This window comes from Achromobacter sp. Root83, from assembly GCF_001428845.1.
GTDB lineage: Bacteria > Pseudomonadota > Gammaproteobacteria > Burkholderiales > Burkholderiaceae_B > Achromobacter.
Genome location: NZ_LMIU01000023.1, coordinates 229322 through 250557, shown reverse-complemented (window position 1 = coordinate 250557; position 21236 = coordinate 229322). Strand labels below are relative to the sequence as shown.

The window sequence follows — 21236 nt, the reverse complement described above, 5'->3', positions numbered from 1 at the left end:
ATACCATGGGAAAGATTACCGGCTTTATGGAATTTCAGCGTCTGCAGGAGGCCTCCGAGGCCCCGCAGAAGCGGCTGAAGAACTGGCGCGAATTCGTGCTGCACCTGACCGACGACCAGGCCAAGCAGCAGGCGGCGCGCTGCATGGACTGCGGCATCCCGTTCTGCAACAACGGCTGCCCGGTCAACAACATCATCCCCGACTGGAATGACCTGGTGTACAAGCAGGACTGGCGCCGCGCGCTGGACGTGCTGCACTCCACCAACAACTTCCCGGAGTTCACGGGCCGCATCTGCCCGGCGCCGTGTGAAGCCGCCTGTACCTTGAACATCAACAGCGACGCCGTGGGCATCAAGTCCATCGAACACGCGATCATCGACAAGGGCTGGGCCGAAGGCTGGGTCGCGCCGCAAGTGCCGGCGCGCAAGACGGGCAAGAAGGTCGCGGTCGTGGGCTCCGGCCCCGCCGGCATGGCGTGCGCGCAGCAGTTGGCGCGCGCCGGCCACTCGGTGACCCTGTTCGAAAAGAGCGACCGCATCGGCGGGCTGCTGCGCTACGGCATTCCCGATTTCAAGCTGGAAAAGCACCAGATCGACCGCCGCATCTCGCAGATGGAGGCCGAAGGCGTGGAGTTCGCGCCGTCTACCTACATCGGCAATCCGAAGGATCCCGTGGCCGATGGCCTGACGGTGCGTACGCCGCAATCGCTGATGGCCGAATTCGACGCCGTGGTCATGAGCGGCGGTTCGGAAACGCCGCGCGACCTGCCGGTCCCGGGCCGCGAACTCTCGGGCGTGTACTACGCCATGGACTTCCTGCGCCAGCAGAACAAGGCCGTGGCAGGCGACCGCCTGACCGACCAGACGCTTGCCAAGGGCAAACATGTCGTGGTGATCGGCGGCGGCGACACGGGGTCCGACTGCGTGGGCACCAGCAACCGCCACGGCGCGGCCTCGGTCACGCAGTTCGAACTGATGCCCCAGCCGCCCGAGTCCGAGAACAAGGCCATGACGTGGCCATACTGGCCGCTGAAGATGCGTTCCTCGTCCTCGCACGAAGAAGGCTGCGACCGCGACTGGTCCGTGACCACCAAGCTGCTCAAGGGCAGCAACGGCAAGGTTGAAAAGCTGATTGGCGCGCGCGTCGAATGGTTCAAGGACGACGCCACCGGCCAGATGAAGATGCGCGAGGTCGAAGGCTCGGAATTCGAGATCAAGGCGGACCTGGTGCTGCTGGCCATGGGCTTCGTGTCGCCCGTGCAGACCGTGCTGGACGCTTTTGGCGTGGACCGCGACGCGCGCGGCAACGTGCGCGCCAACACCGACGACTACCGCACCAATGTGGACAAGGTCTTCACCGCGGGCGACATGCGCCGCGGCCAGTCCCTGGTGGTCTGGGCCATCCGCGAAGGCCGCCAGTGCGCGCGCTCGGTCGACGCCTACCTGATGGGCAGCAGCGAACTGCCGCGCTGAGGCCAGCCCGCTGCCGCATCGCCGCCGAGCGCCCCGCGCCGGCGGCGTTTTTATTTGGGGAACCGCGCGCCAGGCGTGTTGCGGCATAACCACTTTTTCAATGCGGTCTTTTCACGATTTGACACATATCAATCGGACGGCGGAGCGGGTCTGAGAACCTGTGTGCTCACCCCACGGAAAGATCGGAGAAGAAAATGTTTTCGCTGAACGGGCGTATCCGCGCCACCGCCATCGCCGGCCTGATTGCCGCCGGCGCATTCGCCGCCCCCGCTCATGCCCACGAGGCGGGCGACGTCTTGTTCCGGGTCGGCGTGACGCAAGTCCGCCCCTCGTCGAACAATGGCTCCGTGCTTGATGGCTCCGTCAAATTGGACGTGAACAACAACGTGCGTCCCAGCTTCACGCTGGCCTACATGGCCACGCGCAACATCGGTATCGAACTCCTGGGCGCCTGGCCCTTCCAGCACGATGTCAGCGGCAGCGGCGGCCTGGGCAAGATCGGCTCCAGCAAGCAATTGCCTCCCACGCTGAGCCTGCAATGGCACATCCTGCCCGACAGCATGATCCAGCCGTACATCGGCGTGGGCATTAACTACACCCACTTCTTCGACACCCAGGCCGAAGGCGCGCTGAAGGGTTCGGACCTGAAGCTGGGCGATTCCTGGGGCGTCGCCGCGCAATTGGGCGCGGACATCAAGATCAATGAACGCTGGTTCATGAACGCCGACATCCGCTACATCGACATCAAGTCCAAGGTGACCCTGGACGGCCAGCGCGTCGGAACCGCCCGCGTCGACCCGTGGGTGGCCACGGTAGGCGTCGGCTACCGCTTCTAAGCATCGTCCAAACCGGGGCTGACGTCCGCGCGATCCGCGCGGACGTCAGCCCCGGGCCATTTCCAACTGGCGGCGCAAGGCCTGCAGCGCGGCCGTGTCGTCATCGGCCCGCCAGATCAGCTGGGTCAGCGCGCGGCCGTGGGCGCCGGACAGGGGACTCACCCGGACCGATTGCTCGGCCCCCAGCACCGCCAGCACGGAGCGCGGTACCACCGCCACGCCCGAGCCGGCCGCGACGCACGCCACGATGGCGTGATACGACGCAAACTCCATCACCTTGGCGGGCGCCACGCCTTCCTGGTTCAGCCACGATTCCAGGATGCGCCGGTATGAGCACCCCGCCGCGAACGCGATGACAGTGCGGTCAGCCAGCGCTTTGGCGTTTTCCACCGGTTCCCAGGCCACCGGCGAGATCAACGCCAGCTCCTCCTGGAACGCATCCACCGCCGCCAGCCCTTCGGCGTGGAATGGCTGCGCCACGAATGCTGCTTCGATCTCGTAGTTGCGCACCTTGGCCGCCAACGCGCCCGACGTGCCCGTGACCAGTTCGATGCGCACCTGCGGCCAGGCGGCGTGATAGGCAGCAAGAATGGGAGGCAGCCGCGCCGCCGCCGTGCTTTCCATCGTGCCGATGCGCAGCACGCCCTGCAGCGCGCCCTCGCGCACGGCGGCCTGCGCCTCGTCGGACAGGCGCAGCAGGCGGTCCGCATAGGAAAGCAGCACCCGCCCCTGGTCCGACAGCACCAGGCGCCGGTTCTGGCGCCGGAAAAGCGGAGCGCCCAGCGACGCTTCCAGTTGCTTGAGGCGCGTCGACACATTGGACTGCACCCGGTTCAGGTGCGCGGCCGCGCGCGCCACGCCGCCCTGGTCGGCCACCGCTTTGAACATCTGTAGCGCATCGAGATCCAAGTTTCTCATTTTGGGAACTCGCGTTCTTAATAATTCACTATTAAAGATATTAGTACAGCCGTAGAGTGGAAGCATGTCAACGCCTGCTTACCCTCTGTCTTCCACCCGGCCCGGCGCCGCGCGCATGGCTTGGCCGGCCGCTCTGGCCCTGGCCGCCGCCATGGGAATAGGCCGTTTCGCCTTCACGCCCGTGTGGCCGCTGATGGCCGAAGAATCCGGCCTGTCCCTCGCCCAGGGCGGCTGGCTGGCGTCGGCGAATTACGCGGGGTATCTGCTGGGTGCGCTGGCCGCCATCGTCTGGCCGATCCGCCGCCTGCGCGGCGCGCTGGCGGCAAGTCTGGCGGCGGTGGCGGCGCTGACCCTGGCCATGCCGCTGCTCGACAGCGTGGCGGGCTGGAGCCTGCTGCGGCTGGCCGCCGGCTACGCCAGCGCCAGCGCGTTCATCTGTGTCGCGGCATGGCGGCCCGTGCCCGCGGGCGATCCCCGCGAGGCGGCGGCATCCGCCATGACCTATGCCGGCGTGGGCGCCGGCATCGCGCTGACGGGCCTGGCCTGCCTGGCGCTGATGGCCTGGAACATCGGCGCGGACCGGACCTGGCTTGCGCTGGGTGCGCTGGCGCTTGCGTTGTCCCTGGCGGCCTGGCCGGGCCTGAGCCGGCAGGCGCCCCCCGCCCGTCTGCCGTCGGCCGCCGCGCCCGCTGCGAAGCTGCCCCGCGGGATAGGCGGCCTGGCCCTGCATTACGGCGTATTCGGCGTGGGTTACATCATTCCCGCCACCTTCCTGCCCGCGATGGCCAAAGAGATCTTTCCCGATCCAGCGATCTTCGGCTGGGCGTGGCCGCTGTTCGGGCTGGCCGCCGCCCTGTCCTGCCTGCTGGTCCCCCGTCTGGCGCGCGGCCGCGACGACCGCCAGGTCTGGCGAGGCGCCCAGGTGCTGATGGCGGCCGGCATGCTGACCGTGGCCGGGTGGCATCACATCGCAGGCGTGATCCTTGCCGCGCTGCTGGTGGGCGGCACTTTCATGGTGATCACCCAGGCCGGCATGCTGACCGCGCGGCGGCTGGCGGGGGCGGCGGCGCCGCGCGCGGCCGCCGTCATGACCGCCGCCTTCGCGGCCGGACAGATCCTGGGGCCCCTGTTGGCGTCCCTGGCGGCCCACTGGGGCGCGGGCCTGCCCGACGTGCTGGCGGCCAGCGCGGCGCTGCTGGCGCTGTCCGCGTGGCGCCTGGGAAAAGTCACGACAGATCGCGACGGCGCTGGGCATAATGCGAGCGACCCCCGAGGTCGTTGACATTAGAAATCACAAAGCAGGTAGAGGAGTCCCCAGCATGCAACCGTTGCGCCCCCTAATCGCCGCCCTGGCTGCCGTTGCCGCCTTCAGCGGCGCCGCCCAGGCTCAGACCAGCGACTGGCCCACGAAGCCCGTCACCATCATCGTGCCGTATGCGCCGGGCGGCTTTGCCGACACCCGCGTGCGCCTTCTGGCCCGCAAGCTGGGCGAGTCGCTGGGCCAGCCCATCGTCGTCGAAAACAAGGCGGGCGCGGGCGGCGTGGTGGGCACCAACCTGATCGCCAAGGCGGCCCCGGACGGCTACACCATCGGGACCGGCAACCTCGCGCCGATGGCGGTCAACCCGTCGCTGATGAAGGACATGCCTTACAACCCGCAGAAGGATCTGGCGCCGGTCATCCTGATCGAGAACAGCCCGCTGGTCCTGAGCGTGAACAACGAACTGCCGGTCAAGACGCTGGCGGACCTGATCGCGCTGGCCAAAAAGCAGCCGGGCAAGCTGTCGTTCGGCTCGTCCGGCGTCGGCGGCGCGCACCACCTGTCGGGCGAAATGTTCCGCGAACAGGCCAAGATCGACATCGTCCACGTTCCCTACAAGGGCGGCAGCCTGGCGGCGACCGACCTGATGGGCGGCCATATCTCGATGATGTTCGAGATGGGCTATTCCGCGCTGCCGGCCATCCAGGGCGCCAAGATCCACCCCATCGCTGTCACGTCCGCCAAGCGCCTGGCCGTCCTGCCCGACGTGCCCACGATGGCCGAATCCGGCCTGCCGGGTTTCGAGTCCTACAACTGGCAAGGCATCGTCGCGCCCGCCGGCACGCCCGCCCCGATCATCGCCAAGCTCAACGCCGAGTTCAACCGCATCCTGAAGGAACCGGATGTGCAAAAGGCCATCGCCGACACCGGCAGCCAGGCCGGCGGCGGCACTCCCGAAGAATTCGCGGCCTTCATCAAGAGCGAAAGCGAAAAGTGGGCCCACGTCATCAAGGCTGGAAACATCCAGCTTCAATAACCCCTCAGGAGTCTTCCCATGGTTTCCCGTCTGACTGACTTGCTCAAGCTGAACCACCCCATTATCCAGGCGCCCATGGCCGGCGGCGCCACCACGGTGGAACTGGTGTCCGAGGCGTCGAAGGCGGGCATCCTGGGATCGCTCGGGGCGGCCTATATGACCCCCGAACAGATCGAGGAGGCGGCGGTGGCGATCCGTGCGCGCACCGCGCTGCCGTTCGCCATCAATCTGTTTGCCTCGGTGCCCGCCGAGCCCATGCAGGGCGATACGGACCGGATGCTGGCCCTGATGGCGCGATATCACCAACAGTTGGGCCTCCCCGCGCCTGCCGCGCCCGGCCCCCAGGCCGACCCCTTGCCCGGCCAGCTCGAAGCCGTGCTGCGCGTACGGCCGGCAGTCTTCAGCTACACCTTTGGCCGCGTGCCGGCCGATTTCCTGGCGCGGTGCCGTGAACTCGGCATCCTGACCGTGGGCACGGCAACCACCGTACGGGAGGCCGTGGCGCTCGAACAGGACGGCGTGGACGCCGTCGTGGCGCAGGGCGCCGAAGCCGGCGGCCACCGCGGCACCTTCCTGGACGGTTTCGAGGCGTCGCTCATTGGCACCATGGCGCTCGTGCCACAGATCGCCGACGCCGTATCGGTGCCGGTCATCGCCTCGGGCGGCATCATGGACGGCCGCGGCATCGCCGCCGCGCTGGCCCTGGGCGCTGATGTGGCGCAAATGGGGACGGCCTTCCTGACGACCGAGGAATCGGGCATCAGCGACGCCTACAAGGCGGTTCTGCCCGCCTCGCGCTCCGAGCAGTCGCGGGTCACCCGTGCCTTTTCCGGACGGCCGGCCCGCGGCATCGTCAACGCCTTCATGCGCGATGCCGACGCCATCGCGCCGGACATCCTGCCCTACCCGCAGCAAAACGCCCTGACCCGGCCCATGCGCACGGCGGGCGGCAAAAGCGGAAACATCAACGTTCTGTCCCTGTGGGCAGGCCAAGGAGCCCCGCTGGCCCGCCGCGAAACCACGGCGGCACTGGTCCAGCGCCTGGCGCGGGAAACCGCGGCCGCCCAAGCGCGCCGCTGAGCGCCCGGCGCTACGGGCTGCCCCGCGCGGCAAGCGCGCGGGGGCGGGGATTGTTCCCCATGCCGAAAACACTGTTCCACGCATGGCCTGTCAGATTGTGATTACGAAGCGTCGGGCTACAATGGCGCCTCGCCGCTGGGGGCCGAGGTCTGTCTTCGTCCCCGGCATCTGAGTAACAGGGCGCTTCCCGACGCAGCCTGTCTTGCCCGCGCCGGTCAGGTTCTCTGTCCTGCGTGCCGACAGGACAGCAGGGCAAGCTCCGCCGCCGAAACCCCCTTTCGTTGCCCATGTCCGCTCAAACAAGCAGCACCCCGGAATTCGCCCTGCGCCTGGAAGGTGTGGCGCTAGGCTACGGTGATTTCACCGTCTTGCGCGACATTTCCATGGACGTGCGGGCGGGCCAGGTGGTCGCCGTCATGGGCGGCTCCGGCTCCGGCAAGACCACACTGTTGCGGGCGGCCACCGGCCAGCTCACCGCAAAGCATGGCCGCGTGCTGGCTTTCGGCCAGGACATGGCGCGCGTCACCCGCGCCGAGCTTCAGTCCCTGCGCAAGCGCATGGGCGTGCTGTTCCAGCAGGGCGCGCTTTTCACCGACCTGAACGTATTCGAGAACGTGGCCTTCCCGCTGCGCGAACACACCGCGCTTGGCGAAGCGGAAATCACCGAACGCGTGCTGGACAAGCTTGACGCCGTCGGCCTGCGCGCCGCCGCGCATCTGAAAGTGGCCGAGATCTCCGGGGGCATGGCCCGCCGCGTGGCGCTGGCCCGCGCCGTGGTGCTGGAACCCGAACTCATCCTGTACGACGAACCCTTCGCCGGGCTCGACCCGATCTCCTTGGGCATCACCGCCCGCCTGATCCGCAGCCTGGCCGACCGCCTGCACTGCGCGTCGGTGCTGATCACGCACGATGTGCACGAGTCGTTCGCGATTGCCGACCAGGTCTATCTGGTGGGACAGGGCAAGCTGGCCGCCTCTGGCACGCCGGACACGCTGTCGGCCTCGCAGGATCCCTATGTGCAGCAATTCCTCAAGGGCGAACCCGACGGCCCGGTCGCGTTCCAGTATCCCGAAACGCCCGCTTTCCAGAAATGGCTGTCAGAACAGAAGGGGCGCAAAGCATGAGCGGACCCAATAACGCCGTCGCCACGCTGGGGCACTGGGTGCGCGCCCGCGTCGCCGGGATCGGCTACTTCACCCGGTTCTTCGGCGCCATGCTGGCGCGCAGCGGCATTGCGCTGTCGCGGCCGCGGCTGGTGTCGCAGCAGGTCCATTTCATCGGCAATTATTCCCTGCTGATCATCGCCGTGTCCGGCATGTTCGTGGGATTCGTGCTGGGCCTGCAGGGCTATTACACCCTGAACCGCTACGGCTCCGAGGAGGCCCTGGGCCTGCTCGTCGCCCTGTCGCTGGTGCGCGAACTGGGGCCCGTCGTCACGGCGCTGCTGTTCGCGGGCCGCGCCGGCACGTCGCTCACGGCCGAGATCGGCCTGATGAAGGCCGGCGAGCAGCTTTCGGCCATGGAAGTCATGGCCGTGGACCCGATACGCCGTGTGCTCGTGCCACGCCTGTGGGGCGGCATTCTGGCCATGCCCATCCTGGCGGCGGTGTTCTCCACCGTGGGCATTCTGGGCGGCTGGGTCGTGGGCGTGCTCCTGATCGGCGTGGACGCCGGCGCCTTCTGGTCGCAGATGCAAAATGGGGTCGACGTCTGGAAAGACGTGGCCAACGGTGTCATCAAGAGCCTGGTATTCGGCGTCACGGTGACGCTGGTGGCACTCTACGAAGGCTGGCAGGCCAAGCCCACCCCCGAAGGCGTTGCCCGCGCCACCACCCGCACCGTGGTCGTGGGCTCGCTGGCGGTTCTTGGGCTGGACTTCCTGCTCACCGCCTTGATGTTTGGAAATTGATACGGATCGATCATGTCACGCGAAAAAACCGACTTCTGGGTAGGCCTGTTTGTATTGCTCGGCGCGGTCGCGCTGGCATTCCTGGCGTTGCGCGCCGGCAACTTGAGCACCTTTTCCTTCGCACCGACCTATACGGTGACGGCCAACTTCGATAACGTAGGCGGCCTCAAGGTGCGCGCGCCGGTCAAGAGCGCCGGCGTGGTGGTGGGCCGGGTCGCCGGCATCTCCTTCGACGACAAGACCTACCAGGCGATCGTTTCGGTCAACCTGGAGACGGCTTATCAGTTTCCCAAGGACTCCTCGGCCGCCATCCTGACCTCGGGATTGCTGGGCGAACAGTACCTTGGCCTGACCGCCGGCAGCGAAGAAGACAACTTTACCGACGGCGGAAAAATCCGCTATACACAAAGCGCTGTCGTCCTCGAGCAGCTCATCAGCCAATTCCTGTATGGGTCGGCGGAAAAGCAGGGCACGAACGCCGCCCCGGAACCCGCCGCGAAAGCGCCGGATTAAAGACGCTGCGGAAAAGGCCGTAATTACGCTGCGTCTCACGGCCGCAATAACATAAGAATTGTTGATAGGGATACCCGGATCATGACCACGAAAGCTCTTTCCCGTATTGCCACCGTCGCCGCGGCGGGCGCGCTGATGGCCGGCTGCGCCGCGCCCCAGAACCCGGACCCGCGCGACCCCTGGGAAGGCTTCAACCGGGGCGTCTACCAGTTCAACGATACGGTCGACCGCGCGGTGTTCAAGCCCGTTGCGCAGGCCTACACTTTCGTCACGCCGCAACCGGTGCGTAGCTGCATCCACAATATTTTCAGCAACGTGGGCGACCTCTGGTCGGGCACCAACAGCTTCCTGCAGGGCCGCGGCCACGACTTCGTGAACACCCTGGGCCGCTTCCTGTTCAACACCACGATGGGCGTGGGCGGCTGCTTCGACGTCGCTTCGGCCAACGGCGCGCGCAAGATCCCGAACGATTTCGGCACCACGCTCGGCGTGTGGGGCTTCAGCCAGGGCCCGTACCTGGTGCTGCCGTTCTTCGGCGCGTCCAGCGTGCGCGACGGCATCGGCCTGGCGGGCGACTTCTACGGCACGACCTACGGCTACATGGGCGTGGATGCGATCGACAACGTCCGCCTGCGTAACTCGCTGTGGGGCCTGCGCATCGTGGATACGCGCGCCAACCTGCTGGACACCACCGACACGATCGACCGCGTCGCGCTGGATCCCTACAGCTTCATCCGCGACGCCTTCCTGCAGCGCCGCGCCGCGATGGTGCTGGGCCACCGCGTGGACGACGAATCGTCGCTGCCCAACTATGAAGACGACGAGGGCGACGCCCCCGCCGCTCCCGCGCCGCAACCCGCCACCAAGTAAGCTGCGGGATTGCGCTTTCGGTACTGAAGGAGTTTTGATGCGATTTTCTATTACCTCTCTGTTGCAGCGGCTGGTCTTCACCGGCCTGCTCGGGATGGCGGCCGCCACGGCCGCGCAAGCCCGGCCGGACCCCAACGGCCCGCCCGACGCCTTCGTGCTGGCCGCCGCCAACGAAACCCTCGATGTCCTGAAGGCCGACGGTTCGGTCAAGGCTGGCAATACCGCCCGCATCAACGAGGTCGTCGACCAGCACATCCTTCCCTTCGTCAATTTCCAGAAGACGACGCGCCTGGCCGCCGGCCGCTACTGGCGCCAGGCCACCGAGCAGCAGAAGACGGCGCTGGCCGAAGCCTTCCGCGGCACCCTGGTCCGCACCTATAGCGGCGCGTTGACCCGCGTCACGCCCAGCACCCGTATCACGGGGCTGCCGTTCCGCGGCGACGCGAAGGCCGACGATGTCGTCGTCCGCACGCTGATCAGCCAGTCCAACAGCCAACCGGTGGGCGTGGACTACCGTCTGGAAAAGACGGCGCAGGGCTGGAAGATCTACGACATGAACGTCGAAGGCATCTGGCTGATCGAAAACTACCGCAACCAGTTTGCGCAGCAGATCAACCAGAACGGTATCGACGGCCTGATCCAGGCGCTGAACCAGCGCAACAAGTAAATCCCTGCGGCTGGCTGCATACGCCCGGCGCACCCTTCGGGGTCCGCCGGGCCGATTATTTTGGGGACGCAACATTGGCTCCGCCCCCACGTCCGCTGGGGCCATAGGCGCTTGCCGCCTCGGCGGGCTTATATAATGGTCAATTCGCTCTTTTCGGGCCACCCCCCGCTGTCATGTCCGCCGTCAGTCTAGAAAACGTCTCCAAGATCTACTCGTCGCGCCAGCGTGGCTGGCAGAAGCTGCTCGGCCGCGCGCCCCGCCCCGGTTTCCAGGCGCTGGACAATGTCAGCCTGCAGGTCGAGCACGGCGAGTTCTTCGGCCTGCTCGGGCCGAACGGCGCGGGCAAGACCACGCTGATCTCGATCCTCGCCGGCCTGGCGCATGCCACCTCGGGCCGCGCCACCGTCTGTGGCTACGACGCCGTCGCCGATTACAAGTCGGCGCGGCGCGCCTTGGGGGTGGTGCCGCAAGAGCTCGTCTACGACCCGTTCTTCACCGTGCGCGAGACCCTGCGCATCCAGTCCGGCTATTTTGGCCTGCGCAAGAACGACGACTGGATCGACGAAATCCTGTTCAACCTGGGCCTGGCCGACAAGGCCGATACCAATATGCGCGCGCTGTCCGGCGGCATGAAGCGCCGCGTGCTGGTGGCGCAGGCGCTGGTGCACCGGCCGCCCGTGATCGTGCTGGACGAGCCCACCGCGGGCGTGGACGTGGACTTGCGCCGCACCCTGTGGGAGTTCATCTCGCGCCTGAACAAGGCCGGCCACACCATCATGCTCACGACCCACTACCTGGAAGAGGCCGAGGCGCTGTGCGCCCGCATCGCCATGCTCAAGGGCGGGCGTATCGTGGCGCTGGACACCACGCAGGCCCTCATGGCCCGCGTGGGCGGCGTGGACCTCGAAGACGCGTTCGTGCGCATCATGCACCAGGACGACGAACCCGCCACGCCGTCCCTGCAACCCGAAGAGATCTCGTCATGACCCAGTCCGCCGCGACCTCCAGCCAGCCGCTGGTGCAGCCCCGCCTGGACGCCGGTTCCGGCTTTCCGACCCTGCTGCGCAAGGAGCTGCTGCGCTTCTGGAAGGTCAGCTTCCAGACCATCGCCGCCCCCGTCATCACGGCGCTGCTTTACCTGCTGGTCTTCGCGCACGTGCTGGAAGGGCGCGTCACGGTCTACGGCAGCGTGCCCTACACGTCGTTCCTGATCCCAGGGCTCATGATGATGAGCATGCTGCAGAACTCGTTCGCCAATCCGTCGTCGTCGCTCATCCAAAGCCGCATCACGGGCAATCTGGTGTTCATGCTGCTGCCGCCGCTGTCGCACCGGGACATCTTCGGCGCCTACGTGCTGGCGGCTATCGCCCGTGGTCTGGCGGTCGGCCTGTGCGTGTGGGCGGTGGCGCTGTTCTTCGTATCGCTGGCGCCGGTTCATCCGCTGTGGGTCCTGGTGTTCGCCGTACTGGCCTGCGGCATCATGGCCGTGCTGGGCGTGATCGCGGGCCTGTGGTCTGAAAAATTCGACCAGCTCGCGGCCTTCCAGAACTTCCTGATCATGCCGGCGACATTCCTGTCCGGCGTGTTCTATTCCATCCATACGCTGCCGCCATTCTGGCAAAGCGTGTCCCACTGGAACCCCATCTTCTACACCATCGACGGATTCCGCTACGGATTCTTCTCGGTGTCGGACGTCTCCCCCTGGCGCAGCCTGGCCGTGGTGACGGGGGTGTTCCTTGCACTATCGACTTATGCGCTGCGGCTTCTGGCCAGCGGCTACAAACTCAGGAACTGACGTCCATGCTTCCCACTCCCGAGCAAGTCCGCCAATACATCGCGGACGGCCTGCCCTGTGAACATCTCGACGTGCAGGGCGATGGTTCGCACTTTGACGCCGTCATCGTCAGCACCGCCTTTGAAGGCAAGCGCCTGATCCAGCGCCATCAACTCGTCTACGCCGCGCTGGGCGACCGCATGAAGGCCGAGATCCACGCGCTTTCGATGCGCACGCTCACTCCCGGCGAATACCAGCAAGCGGGCGTGTAATGGACAAACTACGCATCACCGGCGGCGCACGGCTCCACGGCGAGATCTCGATTTCCGGCGCCAAGAACTCGGCCCTGCCGATTTTGTGCGCGGGTCTGCTCACCGCCGACGCGCTGACGCTCTCCAATGTGCCGCATCTGAATGACACCGGCACCATGCTGCGTCTCCTGGGCCGCATGGGCATGCGCGCCGAACGCGGCAGCGACGGCGTGGTCACGCTGCAGGCGAACAAGGTCGACAACCTGGAAGCGCCTTATGACCTGGTCAAGACGATGCGCGCGTCCATCCTGGTGCTGGGTCCGCTGCTTGCGCGTTTCGGCGAGGCCCGCGTGAGCCTGCCGGGCGGCTGCACCATCGGCCAGCGGCCCGTCGACCAGCACATCAAGGGCCTGGCGGCCCTGGGCGCCGAGATCAGCATCGAACACGGTTTCGTGGTGGCGCGCGCCAAGCGCCTGAAGGGCGCCTCCATCCGCACCGACATGGTCACGGTCACCGGCACCGAGAACCTGCTGATGGCCGCCGTGCTGGCCGAAGGCCAGACCGTGCTGGAAAACGCCGCGTGCGAACCCGAAGTGGTGGACCTCGCGGAACTGCTCATCAAGATGGGCGCGCGCATCCAGGGCCACGGCACCGGCCGCATCGTCATCGACGGCGTGGAACGCCTGCACGGCGCGGAACACCGCGTCATCTCCGACCGCATCGAAGCCGGCACCTTCCTGTGCGCCGTGGGCGCGGCCGGCGGAGACATTCTGCTGAAGAATGTCGACCCCGGCATCCTGGGCGCCACGCTGGACAAGCTGACCGAAGCCGGCCTCGCCATCGAGACCGGGCCCGACTGGATCCGCGCCGCCATGTCCGGCCGGCCCAAGGCCGTGGGGTTCCGTACCCACGAGTACCCGGGCTTCGCCACCGACATGCAGGCCCAGCTCATGGCGCTGGACGCCGTGGCCGACGGCACCTCCGTCATTGTCGAGACCATCTTCGAAAACCGCTACATGCACGTGCAGGAACTGCGCCGCATGGGCGCCCAGATCGACATCGACGGCCACACCGCCATCGTGCGCGGCGTGCCTCGCCTGTCGGGCGCCACCGTCATGGCCACCGATCTGCGCGCCTCGGCCAGCCTGGTGATCGCCGGCCTGGCCGCCGATGGCGAAACGCTGGTCGACCGCATCTATCACCTGGATCGCGGCTACGATCAGATGGAAGTGAAGCTGCGCGCCCTGGGCGCGAACATCCAACGCGTAACCGGCAAGGAACAGCCATGAAAACCAATAGCCCCCACGCTGCGCCTTCGGCTTGCTGCCCCCCGAGGGGGCGTGTCCACCTTGAGGCGGCTCGGCGATGAACAATGCCCCCGTCACCCCCCTGACCCTGGCGCTGTCCAAGGGCCGCATCTTCGAAGAAACCATGCCGCTGCTGGCGGAAGCCGGCATCGAGGTACCCGAGAATCCGGAAAGCTCGCGCAAGCTGATTCTTCCCACCAGCGATCCTGGCCTGCGCCTGATCATCGTGCGCGCCTCCGACGTGCCCACTTATGTGCAGTACGGCGCGGCCGACCTGGGCATCGCGGGCAAGGACGTGCTCATCGAGCACGCCAAGGAACAGCCCGGCGGCCTGTACCAGCCCATCGACCTGAACATCGCGAAGTGCCGCCTGGCCGTCGCCGTGCGCAACGGCTTCGACTACGACGCCGCCGTCCACCAGGGCGCGCGCCTGCGCGTGGCCACCAAGTACGTGCAATCAGCCCGTGAACACTTTGCCGCCAAGGGTGTGTACGTGGACATCATCAAGCTGTATGGTTCGATGGAGCTGGCGCCGCTGGTCGGCCTGGCCGACTGCATCGTGGACCTGGTGTCCACCGGCGGCACGCTGCGCGCCAACGACCTGGTCGCCGTGGAAGACGTGATGCCTATCTCGTCGCGCCTGATCGTCAACCAGGCCGCGCTGAAAACCCGCGGCGACCGCCTGCAACCGCTGCTGGACGCGTTCGAAAGAGCCGCCTCCCGCAACGCCTGACCCCCGCCCGCCGCGCTTGTCGCGGCGGCCGCTATCCCGCTTTGCTCCATGACGCCATGGCCCTGATCAATCGTCTCGACTCCCGCGATCCCGGATTCAAATCCGCTTTGTCCAAGCTGCTGGCCTTCGAGGCCGCCGAGGACGATTCCATCGACCGCGCCGCCGCCAGCATTCTGGCGGACGTGCGCACCCGCGGCGACGCCGCGCTGGTGGAATACACGCAGCGTTTCGACCGCATGCCCGGGGCATCGGCCCATACGCTGGAGATCCCCAAGGCGGATTGGCACGCGGCCCTGGCCACGCTACCGGCCGCCCAGCGCAATGCGCTGGAAGCCGCCGCCGACCGCGTGCGCGCCTACCATGAACGCCAGCGGGCCGAGACCTGGACCTACACCGAAGCCGACGGCACCCTGCTGGGCCAGCAGGTGACCCCGCTGGACCGCGTGGGCCTCTACGTGCCCGGCGGCAAGGCCGCCTACCCGTCGTCGGTGCTGATGAACGCCATCCCCGCCAAGGTCGCGGGGGTGCAGGAACTGGTCATGGTCACGCCCACGCCCGACGGCGTGCGCAATCCCATCGTGCTGGCCGCCGCGGCCATCGGTGGCGTGGACCGCGTGTTCGCCATTGGCGGCGCGCAGGCCGTGGGCGCGCTGGCCTATGGCACCGAGACCGTGCCCGCCGTGGACAAGATCGTCGGCCCGGGCAACGCGTATGTCGCCGCCGCCAAGCGCCGCGTATTCGGCGTGGTGGGCATCGACATGATCGCCGGCCCCAGCGAAATCCTGGTCATCTGCGACGGCAAGACGCCGGCCGACTGGATCGCGATGGATTTGTTCTCGCAGGCCGAGCACGACGAACTGGCCCAGTCCATCCTGCTCTGTCCGGACGCCGCCTTCATTGAAGAAGTCGAAGCCGCCATCGCCCGTCTTTTGCCGACGATGCCGCGCGCCGACATCCTGCGCGTCAGCCTGGCCAACCGCGGCGCGCTGATCCAGGTCCAGAGCCTGGAAGAAGCCTGCCAGATCGCCAACGACATCGCGCCGGAGCACCTGGAGATCTCCACCGAACAGCCCGAGATCTGGACCGCCCGGATCCGCCACGCCGGCGCCATCTTCATGGGCCGCTTCAGCTCCGAAGCGCTGGGCGACTACTGCGCCGGACCGAACCACGTGCTGCCTACCTCGCGCACGGCCAGGTTCTCGTCGCCGCTGGGCGTCTATGACTTCCAGAAGCGTTCCAGCCTGATCCAGGTCTCGCACGCGGGCGCCCAGACGCTGGGCCGCATCGCCGCCGAACTGGCGCTGGGCGAGGGCCTGCAGGCGCACGCCGCAAGCGCCCAGTACCGGGTCGACAAACCATGAGCCTGCCGGGCCGCCCCAAAGGCGAATACCGGAGTGCGCAGCCCGAAGGCGGTGCAGTGACCGCGGCTCCGACGGCAAGTGTCGCCGGCCGCATCGCCGGCACCGTCCGGGCCGATATCCGCAAACTGGCCGCCTATCCCGTCGCCCACGCCGAAGGCTGCATCAAGCTGGACGCGATGGAATGCCCCTATGAGCTTCCAGAGTCTGTCCGGGACGATATCGCGCGCGCCGTCCGCGACACCGCGCTGAACCGCTATCCGTCCGCCGACCTGTCCGGGCTGCAAGCCGCCGTCAAGGCGGCCTTCGGCGTGCCCGACGCGGCGGACGTGCTGTTCGGCAATGGTTCGGACGAGCTCATCCACCTCATGATCCAGGCCTGCTGCCACCCCGGCGACGCGGTGCTGTCGCCGTGGCCGTCGTTCGTCTACTTCGACATGGCGGCCGGATTCAACCACGCCCGCTTCGTCGGCGTGCCGCTCACCGAAGACCTGACGTTGGATTTGCCGGCCATGCTGGCGGCTATTCAGGAACATCAGCCCAAGCTGGTGTTCCTGGCGGCGCCGAACAACCCCACCGGCGGGCTGTGGTCCGTCGAGGACGTGGACGCGATCGTCCGCGCGGCCCCCGGGCTGGTGGTCGTGGATGAGGCCTATCAGCCGTTTGCCGACTACACCTGGATGCCGCGCGTGCTCGACGCCCCCAACGTGGTCGTCATGCGCACGGTGTCCAAGATCGGCCTTGCGGGCCTGCGTTTCGGCTACCTGGCCGGCCATCCCGAGTGGATCGCCGAACTGAACAAGGTCCGCCCGCCCTACAACCTGAGCGTGCTGACCCAGGCGACGCTGCTGGCCGTGCTGCGCCACAAGCCCGTGCTGGACGAGCAGGCCGCCCGGCTGCGCGCCGACCGTGAACCGCTGGCCGCGGCCTTGGCCGCACTGCCCGGCGTCAGGGTATTCCCTTCCGCCGCCAACTTCATACTCGCGCGCTTTTCCGGCAAGCTCGACGGCAACGCCGTGCATCTTGCCCTGAAAACGCGCAAAATATTGATTCGCAACTTCTCCAACGCCCACCCGCTCCTGGCCAACTGCCTGCGCATCTCGGTGGGCGCCCCGGCCGAGAACGCCGCCTTGCTATCCGCCCTGCAAGAGATCTTGAGTGCTTAACATGCGTACCGCAGAAATCACCCGCAACACCAACGAAACCCGCATCCGCGTGGCCATCAACATCGACGGCACCGGCAAGCAGACCATCGACACCGGCGTGCCCTTCCTGGACCACATGCTGGACCAGATCGCGCGCCACGGCCTGATCGACCTGGACATCAAGGCCGAAGGCGACCTGCACATCGATGCGCATCACACGGTGGAAGACGTGGGCATCACGCTGGGCATGGCCATCGCCAAAGCGGTGGGCACCAAGGCCGGCCTGCGCCGCTACGGGCACGCCTACGTGCCGCTGGATGAAGCGTTGTCGCGCGTGGTGGTGGACTTCTCGGGCCGTCCCGGGCTGGAATACCACATCCCGTTCACCCGCTCCCACATCGGCGGTTTCGACGTGGACCTGACCCGCGAGTTCTTCCAGGGCCTGGTCAACCACGCGCTCATCACGCTGCACATCGACAACCTGCGCGGCTTCAATGCCCACCATCAGGCGGAAACGGTCTTCAAGGCCTGTGGCCGCGCGCTGCGCATGGCCATGGAAGTCGATCCCCGCATGGGCGACGTCGTGCCCTCCACCAAAGGCGTGCTGTAACGTACGCGCTCAACACCGCACCGCACCAGGCAGACAGAAGTGACCACTATCGCCATCGTCGACTATGGAATGGGCAATTTCCACTCGGTCGCACGCGCCCTGAAATTCGCCGCGCCCGATGCTGACGTCCGCATCTGCAACCAGCCTCAAGACATCGCCGCGGCCGACCGCGTGGTGTTCCCGGGCCAGGGCGCCATGGCGGACTGCATGCGCACCCTGAATGAATCCGGGCTGCGCGAAGCCGTCGTCCGCGCCGCGCGCGAGAAGCCCCTGCTGGGCGTCTGCGTGGGCGAACAGATGCTGTTCGACGCAAGCGAAGAAGGCGGCACGTCCTGCCTGGGCCTGTTTCCCGGCGTCGTGCGCCGCTTTTCCGGCCCGCGCTTCGCGGAACTGATCCCCGCCGACGACGAAGCCTGCCTGGCCGACACGGGCGCCGCGGGCCAGGTGGACACCCGCCCCGAACGGCTCAAAGTGCCGCACATGGGATGGAACAAAGTCCGCCATACGCGCTCTCATCCCATCTGGGACGGCATTCCGGACGACTCGCACTTCTATTTCGTCCATAGTTACTACGCCGATCCGGCTGATCCGGGCCTGACTGTTGGTGAAACCGATTATGGCGTCGCCTTTACCTGCGCGGTGGCGGCAGCTAACATTTTCGCGGTGCAGTTTCACCCCGAGAAAAGCGCCGAGCACGGTTTGCGCCTGTATCGCAATTTTGTAGACTGGCAGCCGTAGGCCTAGAGCCCACGCGCCAGCCCATTCAACCTCTCTATTTTCTTGCTGCCAACCATGCTGCTGATCCCCGCCATCGATCTCAAAGACGGGCGCTGCGTGCGTCTGCGCCAGGGCGACCTGGACGATGCAACGGTGTTCTCCGAAGACCCCGCCGCCATGGCCACCCGCTGGCTGGACCAGGGCGCCCGCCGCCTGCATCTGGTCGACCTGAACGGCGCCGTTGCCGGTAAACCGAAGAACGAAGCCCCCATCAAGGCGATCCTGGAAGCCGTCGGCGACGACATCCCTGTCCAGATCGGTGGCGGCATCCGCGACCTCGACACCATCGAACGCTATCTCGACGCCGGCATTTCGTACGTGATCATCGGCACCGCCGCGGTCAAGAACCCGGGCTTCCTGCAAGACGCCTGCGGCGCCTTCCCCGGCCAGATCATCGTCGGCCTGGACGCCCGCGACGGCAAGATCGCCACCGACGGCTGGAGCAAGCTGACCCGCCACGACGTGCTGGATCTGGCCAAGAAGTTCGAAGATTATGGCTGCGAAGCCATCATCTACACCGACATCGGCCGCGACGGCATGCTGTCGGGCGTCAACGTGGACGCCACGGTCCGCCTGGCGCAGCACGTCCGCATCCCCGTGTACGCCTCGGGCGGCATCGCCGGCATCCAGGACATCGAAGCCCTGTGCGCCGTCGAGGAAGAGGGCGTCGAAGGCGCCATCCTGGGCCGCAGCATCTACGAAGGCACGCTCGACTTCCAGGCCGCGCAGGCCCGCGCCGACGAACTGGCAAAATGACCACTTCCCGCAGCACCCCCGGGGCCGGCGCACCTTTGCAGAACGCGCTGACCCGCCGCATCATCCCCTGCCTTGACGTCACGGCCGGCCGCGTCGTCAAGGGGGTGAACTTCGTCAACCTGCTCGATGCCGGCGACCCCGTCGAAATCGCCCGCCGCTACAACGAGCAGGGCGCCGACGAACTGACCTTCCTGGACATCACCGCCACCAGCGATGGCCGCGACCTGATCCTGCCCATCATCGAGCAGGTCGCGTCGCAGGTCTTCATCCCGCTGACGGTGGGCGGCGGCGTGCGCCAGGTGTCCGACATCCAGCGCTTGCTGAACGCCGGCGCCGACAAGATCAGCATCAACAGCGCCGCGGTCGCCAACCCCGACCTGGTCCGCGCCGCGTCCGACTACCACGGCTCGCAATGCGTGGTGGTGGCCATCGACGCGCGCCGCGTGTCGGCACCCGGCGAACCCGCGCGCTGGGAAGTCTTCACCCACGGCGGCCGCAAGGCCACCGGGCTGGACGCCGTGGCCTGGGCGCGCCGCATGGCCGCCTATGGCGCGGGCGAGATCCTCCTGACCAGCATGGACCGCGACGGCACCAAGTCCGGCTTCGACCTGGAACTGACCCGCAGCGTGTCCGACGCCGTGCCGGTGCCCGTCATCGCCTCCGGCGGCGTGGGCAACCTGCAGCATCTGGCCGACGGCGTCACCACCGGCCGCGCCAGCGCGGTGCTGGCGGCCAGCATCTTCCATTTTGGCCAGCATACCGTCGGCGAGTGCAAGCGTTTCATGGCCGAACAGGGCATCGCAGTACGATTGGACTGACTATGAGCAACGAACCCGCCTGGATGGCCGACGTCGTCTTCGACGAAAACGGCCTGATCCCCGCCATCGCCCAAGACGCCGACAACGGCCAGATCATGATGGTGGCCTGGATGAACCGCGAATCCCTGTCGGAAACCGCCGCCACCGGGCGCGCGGTGTATTGGTCGCGCTCGCGCCAGCGCCTGTGGCGCAAGGGCGAGGAATCCGGCCACGTCCAGGAAGTGCACGAACTGCGCCTGGATTGCGACGGCGACGTGATCCTTCTGAAAGTCCACCAGGAAGGCGGCATCGCCTGCCACACCGGCCGCGCAAGCTGCTTCTTCCGCCGCCTGGAAGGCCAGACGGACCAGGCATCCTGGGTCACGGTGGACCCGGTGCTCAAAGACCCCGAACTGATCTACAAATGACCGATCAAGCCCTGAGCGCGGCCGACATCCTGGCCCGCATCGCCGATACCCTGGAAACCCGGCGCCCCGAAAATGGCGGCGATCCCAAGGCCTCCTATTCCGCCAAGCTGCTGGCCAAGGGCCCGGACTCGTTCCTGAAGAAGATCGGAGAAGAGGCCACGGAACTGGTCATGGCCGCCAAGGACGGCGTGCCGGACCGCATCGTCAGCGAAACCGCCGATTTGTGGTTTCATTGCCTGGTGGCGTTGACGCATTTCAACCTGCGGCCCGAAGACGTGCTGGCCGAGCTTGCCCGCCGCGAAGGGCTGTCGGGACTGGCGGAAAAGGCCAGCCGCCCGCAAGACTGACCACGGAGCCCGAATCCATGAGCGATAACTGCCTGTTTTGCAAGATCGCCGCTGGCGACATCCCGTCCAAAAAGGTCTACGAAGACCAGGACTTTGTTGCATTTCACGATATCAATCCGGCCGCACCGGTGCATTTACTTCTGATTCCTCGACGTCATGTCATATCCATGCAGGATATTACGGGCGAGGACGCAGGTTGGTTGGGTAGAATGATGTCGTTGGCACCGCGGCTTGCCGCCGAGAACGGTTGCCGTCCGGGCCATGACGGCGGATTTCGCATCATGATCAATTCTGGCGTCGAAGGCGGCCAGGAAGTCCCGCACCTGCATTTCCATATCATCGGCGGCTCGCGACCCTGGAAAGGGCGCGTGGCGCCCACTGCGTAATTCGG

25 protein-coding genes are annotated in these 21236 nt (G+C 66.8%); 24 read left to right on the top strand and 1 reads right to left on the bottom strand.

Annotated features, from left to right (window positions below):
* Positions 1 to 5 precede the first annotated feature (5 nt).
* Together ASE30_RS20765 and ASE30_RS20760 are read left to right on the top strand one after the other, a co-directional pair.
* The gene (locus tag ASE30_RS20765) at positions 6 to 1472 is read left to right on the top strand and encodes a glutamate synthase subunit beta (protein WP_057286167.1); all 1467 of its coding nucleotides are present in this window, start codon (positions 6 to 8) and stop codon (positions 1470 to 1472) included.
* A gap of 194 nt (positions 1473 to 1666) precedes the next feature.
* Positions 1667 to 2308: an OmpW family protein gene (locus tag ASE30_RS20760; protein ID WP_057286166.1), complete on the top strand. Its 642-nt coding sequence runs from the start codon at positions 1667 to 1669 to the stop codon at positions 2306 to 2308.
* A 45-nt stretch (positions 2309 to 2353) separates the two neighbouring features.
* Here ASE30_RS20760 and ASE30_RS20755 read toward each other — a convergent pair whose 3' ends face one another.
* Entirely contained in the window at positions 2354 to 3226 is an 873-nt protein-coding gene (locus tag ASE30_RS20755) for a LysR family transcriptional regulator (RefSeq protein ID WP_057286165.1), read from the bottom strand.
* A 64-nt stretch (positions 3227 to 3290) separates the two neighbouring features.
* Here ASE30_RS20755 and ASE30_RS20750 point away from each other — a divergent pair, with 64 nt between their 5' ends.
* From ASE30_RS20750 to ASE30_RS20645, 22 genes are all read left to right on the top strand, one after another.
* On the top strand, positions 3291 to 4508 hold the full coding sequence (locus ASE30_RS20750) for a YbfB/YjiJ family MFS transporter (protein ID WP_057286164.1): 1218 nt from the start codon (positions 3291 to 3293) through the stop codon (positions 4506 to 4508).
* A gap of 37 nt (positions 4509 to 4545) precedes the next feature.
* A complete protein-coding gene (locus tag ASE30_RS20745; RefSeq protein WP_057286163.1) occupies positions 4546 to 5523 on the top strand; it encodes a tripartite tricarboxylate transporter substrate binding protein in 978 nt (325 codons plus the stop codon).
* 18 nt (positions 5524 to 5541) lie between these two features.
* Positions 5542 to 6603 (top strand): nitronate monooxygenase family protein, encoded by a 1062-nt coding sequence (locus ASE30_RS20740; RefSeq protein WP_057286162.1) that lies wholly within the window; start codon positions 5542 to 5544, stop codon positions 6601 to 6603.
* Between the two features lie 287 nt (positions 6604 to 6890).
* Positions 6891 to 7727, top strand: a complete 837-nt coding sequence (locus tag ASE30_RS20735) for an ABC transporter ATP-binding protein (RefSeq protein ID WP_057286161.1) — start codon at positions 6891 to 6893, stop codon at positions 7725 to 7727.
* Positions 7724 to 8512, top strand: a complete 789-nt coding sequence (gene mlaE / locus ASE30_RS20730; protein WP_057286160.1) for a lipid asymmetry maintenance ABC transporter permease subunit MlaE — start codon at positions 7724 to 7726, stop codon at positions 8510 to 8512. Before ASE30_RS20735 ends, mlaE begins: the two co-directional genes overlap by 4 nt.
* Before the next feature lie 12 nt (positions 8513 to 8524).
* Positions 8525 to 9025, top strand: a complete 501-nt coding sequence (mlaD, locus tag ASE30_RS20725) for an outer membrane lipid asymmetry maintenance protein MlaD (protein WP_057286159.1) — start codon at positions 8525 to 8527, stop codon at positions 9023 to 9025.
* Between the two features lie 81 nt (positions 9026 to 9106).
* Positions 9107 to 9895, top strand: coding sequence for a VacJ family lipoprotein (locus tag ASE30_RS20720; RefSeq protein ID WP_057286158.1), 789 nt, complete (start codon positions 9107 to 9109; stop codon positions 9893 to 9895).
* A gap of 37 nt (positions 9896 to 9932) precedes the next feature.
* Positions 9933 to 10562, top strand: a complete 630-nt coding sequence (locus ASE30_RS20715) for a phospholipid-binding protein MlaC (protein WP_057286157.1) — start codon at positions 9933 to 9935, stop codon at positions 10560 to 10562.
* A 173-nt stretch (positions 10563 to 10735) separates the two neighbouring features.
* Positions 10736 to 11548 carry an ABC transporter ATP-binding protein gene (locus ASE30_RS20710; protein ID WP_057286156.1) on the top strand — a complete coding sequence of 271 codons (813 nt, stop codon included), beginning with the start codon at positions 10736 to 10738 and terminating at the stop codon, positions 11546 to 11548.
* Positions 11545 to 12357 carry an ABC transporter permease gene (locus ASE30_RS20705; RefSeq protein ID WP_057286155.1) on the top strand — a complete coding sequence of 271 codons (813 nt, stop codon included), beginning with the start codon at positions 11545 to 11547 and terminating at the stop codon, positions 12355 to 12357. The genes ASE30_RS20710 and ASE30_RS20705 overlap by 4 nt, the downstream gene beginning before the upstream one ends.
* A gap of 5 nt (positions 12358 to 12362) precedes the next feature.
* The gene (locus tag ASE30_RS20700) at positions 12363 to 12608 is read left to right on the top strand and encodes a BolA family protein (RefSeq protein ID WP_057286154.1); all 246 of its coding nucleotides are present in this window, start codon (positions 12363 to 12365) and stop codon (positions 12606 to 12608) included.
* Positions 12608 to 13876: a UDP-N-acetylglucosamine 1-carboxyvinyltransferase gene (gene murA / locus ASE30_RS20695; RefSeq protein WP_057286153.1), complete on the top strand. Its 1269-nt coding sequence runs from the start codon at positions 12608 to 12610 to the stop codon at positions 13874 to 13876. The genes ASE30_RS20700 and murA overlap by 1 nt, the downstream gene beginning before the upstream one ends.
* A gap of 76 nt (positions 13877 to 13952) precedes the next feature.
* Entirely contained in the window at positions 13953 to 14627 is a 675-nt protein-coding gene (hisG, locus tag ASE30_RS20690; protein WP_057286152.1) for an ATP phosphoribosyltransferase, read from the top strand.
* A 56-nt stretch (positions 14628 to 14683) separates the two neighbouring features.
* A complete protein-coding gene (gene hisD, locus ASE30_RS20685; RefSeq protein ID WP_057286151.1) occupies positions 14684 to 15988 on the top strand; it encodes a histidinol dehydrogenase in 1305 nt (434 codons plus the stop codon).
* Positions 15985 to 17151: a histidinol-phosphate transaminase gene (hisC, locus tag ASE30_RS20680; RefSeq protein ID WP_235515300.1), complete on the top strand. Its 1167-nt coding sequence runs from the start codon at positions 15985 to 15987 to the stop codon at positions 17149 to 17151. Before hisD ends, hisC begins: the two co-directional genes overlap by 4 nt.
* A 1-nt stretch (position 17152) precedes the next feature.
* On the top strand, positions 17153 to 17740 hold the full coding sequence (gene hisB / locus ASE30_RS20675; protein ID WP_057286150.1) for an imidazoleglycerol-phosphate dehydratase HisB: 588 nt from the start codon (positions 17153 to 17155) through the stop codon (positions 17738 to 17740).
* A gap of 39 nt (positions 17741 to 17779) precedes the next feature.
* The gene (gene hisH, locus ASE30_RS20670) at positions 17780 to 18478 is read left to right on the top strand and encodes an imidazole glycerol phosphate synthase subunit HisH (RefSeq protein ID WP_057286149.1); all 699 of its coding nucleotides are present in this window, start codon (positions 17780 to 17782) and stop codon (positions 18476 to 18478) included.
* Between the two features lie 54 nt (positions 18479 to 18532).
* Complete coding sequence (gene hisA, locus ASE30_RS20665) at positions 18533 to 19273, top strand: 1-(5-phosphoribosyl)-5-[(5-phosphoribosylamino)methylideneamino]imidazole-4-carboxamide isomerase (protein WP_057286148.1); 741 nt, start codon at positions 18533 to 18535, stop codon at positions 19271 to 19273.
* On the top strand, positions 19270 to 20091 hold the full coding sequence (gene hisF / locus ASE30_RS20660; protein ID WP_057286147.1) for an imidazole glycerol phosphate synthase subunit HisF: 822 nt from the start codon (positions 19270 to 19272) through the stop codon (positions 20089 to 20091). The genes hisA and hisF overlap by 4 nt, the downstream gene beginning before the upstream one ends.
* A gap of 2 nt (positions 20092 to 20093) precedes the next feature.
* Complete coding sequence (hisI, locus tag ASE30_RS20655; RefSeq protein ID WP_057286146.1) at positions 20094 to 20498, top strand: phosphoribosyl-AMP cyclohydrolase; 405 nt, start codon at positions 20094 to 20096, stop codon at positions 20496 to 20498.
* Positions 20495 to 20845, top strand: a complete 351-nt coding sequence (locus tag ASE30_RS20650; RefSeq protein ID WP_057286145.1) for a phosphoribosyl-ATP diphosphatase — start codon at positions 20495 to 20497, stop codon at positions 20843 to 20845. Before hisI ends, ASE30_RS20650 begins: the two co-directional genes overlap by 4 nt.
* A gap of 17 nt (positions 20846 to 20862) precedes the next feature.
* Positions 20863 to 21231 carry a histidine triad nucleotide-binding protein gene (locus tag ASE30_RS20645; RefSeq protein WP_057286144.1) on the top strand — a complete coding sequence of 123 codons (369 nt, stop codon included), beginning with the start codon at positions 20863 to 20865 and terminating at the stop codon, positions 21229 to 21231.
* The last annotated feature ends 5 nt before the right edge of the window (positions 21232 to 21236 follow it).